This window comes from Jutongia sp. (assembly GCF_057878315.1).
Window position 1 is genome coordinate 1 of record NZ_DBLXSO010000072.1, and the last position, 5,133, is coordinate 5,133.

The following is a 5,133-nucleotide window of genomic DNA, read 5'->3' on the forward strand; positions in this document are numbered from 1 at the left end:
TATAATGTTCTGAATAATATCCGAATGCTGGCAGAGAAAAATATACATGTGAGTATCCGGATCAATATTGATCAGCAAAACAGAAATGATGTTATGCAGTTGCTGGAACAGATAGATCCTATTTATTCGTCCTTTGATAATGTTGTTTTTTATCCGGCATTTGTTGTGGGTGGTGCATATTCTATGTCTGAGACAGAAAAGTTAGAATGTGTCAGGGAAATGCTGGAACGTATATCAGATGTTCGTAAACTTATGACAGGGACAAATTTATACTCCATGCCGAGAATGAATTCCTGCATGAAAGAAGAACCTAATTCTTATTGTGTGGATGTTTATGGCAATATATATAATTGCGAACAGATGGTGGGAAGAACGGAGAATGCCATTGGCACATTGGAGGATATTGAAAATCTGCCTGACCGGATAGAAAATAAAATTCTGGAGGACGAGTGTAAAGAGTGTGTATTTTTCCCGAAATGTTATGGCGGTTGCATTGCTAATAAAAATGCAGGGGATGTTGCCTGTATGATTGAAAAATATATAATATCGGCATATATGCAGATTATTTAAGGCTGATGATTGTTTTTGATGACTAGGAGGTGTTATAATGAATTATTCATTTATCAAACCAATCCTTTGCCCGTACTGCCACAAGCCTTATCAGACTGACTTCTGGGGGCGGTGCGTACATTGCAAAAGATTGCTGTTACCAGTGAAATACTAAGGAGTGAACAACATGGTTACATTTATTCCCCCATACATGGGTGAGGAGATCAAAAGTAATGCGGAGAGGAAAATGTACGATGTCCTTCAGGAGATGGATTTGAAGAATGCGTATGTTTTGCATTCGCTGGGACTTCCGAGACACCGTTCTAAGATTTATGGCGAGATCGATTTTGTGGTGGTCTGCGAGAGGGGCGTTGCCTGTCTGGAGATTAAGGGCGGTCGTGTGGAATGCCGGGATGGTCAGTGGACGTTTATTGACCGGTATGGGACGGAGCGGCAGAAGCCGGAGGGACCGTTTGCGCAGGTGACCGGCAATATGTTCAGTCTGCGGGATGTGCTTAAGAAGCATTTTGACCGGAATCCACATATGAAGAATCTGCTGATGGCAAGTGGCGTGGTATTTCCGGATATTACGTTTTATTCGGATTCGCAGGAGATTATACCGGAGATTGTGTATGACCGGAGCACGGAGGATATTTCTTCGTATATGAATGCAGTGTTTGATTATTGGCAGGCAAGGCAGCACAGAGAGCCGAGCAAACTGTCTCCTTCGGATATCCGCGAGATCGTTCAGTTTTTGCGGGCGGATTTCTGTTTTATTCCATCGCTCAATGACCGGCTGGAACAGGTGGAGAAGCATCTGGTGCGGCTGACGGCAGAGCAGGCGCAGCTGATGGATGCGCTTGGAATGAATGATCATCTGATCGTGGAGGGAGGAGCCGGAACCGGCAAAACGCTGCTTGCGGCAGAGTATGCGAGAAAGCTGGTGGAGCAGGGACGTAAGGTGCTTTATCTTACATACAATAAAAATCTCGCACATCATGTGGTTCATGCATTGCCGGAGACGGATTTATTGAAGGTTGTGAATATTCATGCGCTTTTCGGAGAATATGTGCCGGTGGATGTTCCGATGATGAAGGAGGATCCACAGCGGTATTTTGCGGAAATTCTGCCGGAGGTTTTCTACGATCATATCAGTAATCTGGAGCAGGAAAGTCTTGAAAAGCTGCAGTATGATCTGCTGGTCATGGATGAGGGACAGGATATTTTGAAACCGATCTATCTGTATTCGTTGGACTGTCTGTTGAAGGGCGGTCTGGAGAAGGGCAGATGGGTTGTCTTTTACGATGAGAAGCAGAATATTTATAATCCGGAGTATCAAGATGGCATGGATATTCTTCAGTCGTATGCACATACAAGCTTCCGGTTGTTTGTGAACTGCCGGAACACGGTTCAGATCGGTACCTACAGTGCGAAGGCGAGTGGTGTGGCGTTTGGCGGTTTCCTGCGGGAAAACGGGGAGGAGGTCGGCAGGATTTCCTATGCCGATGACCATGATTTTGCAGGAAAGATTAAGGAGTTGCTGAAAACGCTCCGGGGAGGTGGCGTTTCGATGGGAGACGTTACATTCCTGTCGCCGAAACGGTATCAGAATTCCAAGCTGTCACAGGCCGGTGTTGCTGTCAATGAATTAAAGGATGGCTTTGTCCCGGATGAGAAGCGCCCGGTTTATGCGACGATACAGGGCTTTAAGGGACTGGATGCCAAGGTGGTGATCCTTTGTGATGTGGATGCACTGCGCCGGGAGAAGTTTTCGCAGTATATGTATATTGCGGGGACGAGGGCGCGGACACTGCTTTACATTGTAGGTTCGCAGGATTTCTGGAAGGAACATGAAAACGCCTGAGGGGGACATTTATAGGAGAGAGTCTTGATGTGATCTGGCATACTGCTACTTGGAAAACTGCAATTTGATGGGGATGCAGTTTCTTAAGCGGCATTTTCTTGTGAACTATTGTAAAAGGTCAAAGTGGTTGTTATACTTGGCAATAGAAATGAGTATAATAGAACTGAATTTTCGGAATTGCGGATATCATTGGTGGTGATGTTTGGCAGTGGGATATATTTGTCTAGTGGAGAGAGAAGTTTGCTTTACAATTAAGAATGAATGTATTATACTGCAAATATGGAGAGAGGCCAGCGGAAGCAAAGTAAAGATGAACGGGACAGCTCATCTTCCCTATTGGGGGACATGAAACATACCATAAAAGATTCTCTATTGTACAGAGCGCTGTCCGAAATTGTTTGTTAGAGGTATCTGTTAATACGGATACCTCTTTTTTTAGAGGATGATAGCATATGTTTACAAAAGAAGCGTTACTGTCCTGTTCAACAGCACCAAATATTAATAGCATTTCATTGGAACTATATAAAGAATTCTCGGAAGAGTATCTAATTCCAAATATATTTCATTATGATTTTCTGGATGGAGACTCTATAGATATCGAGTTTACGGAATGGGGCATATATCATATGCTGTCTATTCAACATATTGACAGACGGGTGAAAAAGACAAGATTCTTTTCGGAAATAGAAAAGGGATTATCTTTCGATACGTTCCGAAAGGACCGAAAAAAGAATCAGAGATTTAAGAAAGAAAAAAAGAGAATTACAATGTTTGCATGTGTATATTATGTTCTGTTAAATGGAACCATATTTTATTTACCCAATAAGAGAGTTCGTAATACAGCGGAAGTAGAAATGGATTATATTGTATATCAGAAGCTGGAGAATATATCACCACATGGAATAACCTATAATGGTATTCTTAAAATCTCCCCCGTCCCTGTTTTGTGAACAGAACCCGGAGGAGAGAGCTTTTCTGTGAATGAAATCCACGGGAATATATTACTGGATTGCCGCACTGCACAGGGTATTCAGATAATCGGTCAGTGTTTCCTCATCGGCTTTGGCACGGAAGTTATCGCCAAGCTGCTGCAGAAGCTCTTCAATTTCGCGACAGTAGGACCGGTACTCGTCATGTGCGGCTTTGAAGAAGGTGTGGGCGTGTTCGTTGAGATCGCCTTCCATCTCGCTGATCGGTGTGTGGATATCGGAGATGGTGTACTGGATGCTGCCGCTCATCAGTGTTTCCAGAGATCGCCAAAAACCACCTTCCATCACACGGTAATCGTGTTCTTCAATCTCAACCTGATCCAGGAAGTACTGGAACCGGTACATGGCATAGTAGTCGGTGTTGTCAGACAGCTCGGTCTGGAACAGCTCCAGCAGATTTTTGGAACTGTGGGTGATCTTGTCCTTGAACGTCCGGAAGCAGTCTGATTTCCGGTGAAGCTCGTACAGTTTTTGGAGTGCATCCATGATCTGCGGTGCGAAAAGCTCCTGAATGTATGTCCCATAATATGTTGCGGCGTATTTTGCAATGCATTTGGAATTGCCCGGAGTGACATAGGCGGAGGCTGTGTTGTATGCTTTTTCGAGTGCTGTCTTTTTGGCAGCAGCGCATTCGGAGCGGCTGTTATAAAATTTTTCCATGACAGATGCGTTGAATGGGAGAGAGTAAACCTCGTAGATTCGGTTCGCTTTCAGTGTATTATGAAACAGCGTGGCGAGAGCGGAATGGGACTCGTGGAAGCTGTCATATCCGTTGGCGGCGGCTGCCTGACTGGCGGCAAGGCTTGTGTCCGGATCCTGTGTGACCGGCAGAGTGATGTTTGTCACGGTGATGCCTGCTTTGGAATACTGCTCATTGGTAAATGGATTGTCGATCTGCACATCGCCAATGCCAATATATTCATGTCCGGGCTTTGAGATCGGAATCGAGAAGCTGTTACTGCAAAGATAGATCTGCGGCTCATCGGCATCAATGAGAGAGGCAAGCTCTTCCTGATTGATTGCAATGATGTCCAGCTTTTTGAGAAGTGACTGATCGGCACCGGTATCCTTAAGAACCTTCTGCAGTGTTTCCTCTTTGGCTTTTAAGATGTTCCGGTCTTCGGCAGACATTTCGATGTGATCCGGATAATTGACATCAAAGATGACACAGAGCTTCCGGAAGCAGTTTTTGTCGGCAGGATCAAGTGCGCGTAAGCGGTCAGCCTGCGTTTCGTAATAATGCTGGCAGAGCCAAGTAAGAAGTCTGCCGTCCGAATAGAAGGACAGGATCTCGTTCCGGTTGAAATGCTCGCGCAGTTCATTTAAGGAATGGATCGTCGTCCCCTCGAGTGTCAGAATGACTTTTTCTTCCGTGGTGGCAGTGCTTTGTGTGAGGACAGGATTTAATAATTGATTGATCATAGTAGGTTCTCCTTTCAGTAATCGGCTTTTGTTTTGAAAAAGCCGGCATATTTTGTTGGTTGGTAGCTGTATCATAGGATTTCATCATGACAAAATGTGTCAGCCTCAAAAGAATTTTTAAAGAATAACTAAGACTTCCCATACCTCAAATTGATGTATGCCCATAATATTTCTTATGTCCAGTTGCTTGCAATGGCATTTTGCCTGCCAATGCATTAAAAATCCGTGAACTGTGACTAAAAAATTGTCTTGTCACTTACGGATTTCGAAAAGACTAATTGCTTTGCTGCTTTGATTTTTGATAAACAC

Annotated in this window: 4 protein-coding genes; 3 read left to right on the forward strand and 1 reads right to left on the reverse strand. The window is 44.3% G+C overall.

Translation table 11 applies throughout. From position 1 onward, the window contains the following. From ACZLMD_RS12270 to ACZLMD_RS12280, 3 genes are all read left to right on the forward strand, one after another. Positions 1–570 (forward strand): SPASM domain-containing protein (locus ACZLMD_RS12270; RefSeq protein WP_489495843.1); only part of this gene is annotated, 570 nt, incomplete at its 5' end. 166 nt (positions 571–736) lie between these two features. Then, positions 737–2,413: a nuclease-related domain-containing DEAD/DEAH box helicase gene (locus ACZLMD_RS12275; RefSeq protein ID WP_489495844.1), complete on the forward strand. Its 1,677-nt coding sequence runs from the start codon at positions 737–739 to the stop codon at positions 2,411–2,413. Positions 2,414–2,865: 452 nt separating this feature from the next. Then, positions 2,866–3,363: a hypothetical protein gene (locus ACZLMD_RS12280; RefSeq protein WP_489495846.1), complete on the forward strand. Its 498-nt coding sequence runs from the start codon at positions 2,866–2,868 to the stop codon at positions 3,361–3,363. Positions 3,364–3,414: 51 nt separating this feature from the next. Here the strand turns inward: ACZLMD_RS12280 and ACZLMD_RS12285 are convergent, their stop codons facing one another. Continuing rightward, positions 3,415–4,824, reverse strand: coding sequence for a hypothetical protein (locus tag ACZLMD_RS12285; RefSeq protein WP_482523632.1), 1,410 nt, complete (start codon positions 4,822–4,824; stop codon positions 3,415–3,417). Positions 4,825–5,133: the final 309 nt, after the last annotated feature.

What these genes read in the sequence shown, in the direction of transcription:
- ACZLMD_RS12275 (WP_489495844.1), top strand. Translation starts at nt 737, where the DNA reads ATGGTTACATTTATTCCCCCATACATGGGTGAGGAGATCAAAAGTAAT.
- ACZLMD_RS12280 (WP_489495846.1), top strand. Translation starts at nt 2,866, where the DNA reads ATGTTTACAAAAGAAGCGTTACTGTCCTGTTCAACAGCACCAAATATT.
- ACZLMD_RS12285 (WP_482523632.1), bottom strand. Translation starts at nt 4,824, where the DNA reads ATGATCAATCAATTATTAAATCCTGTCCTCACACAAAGCACTGCCACC.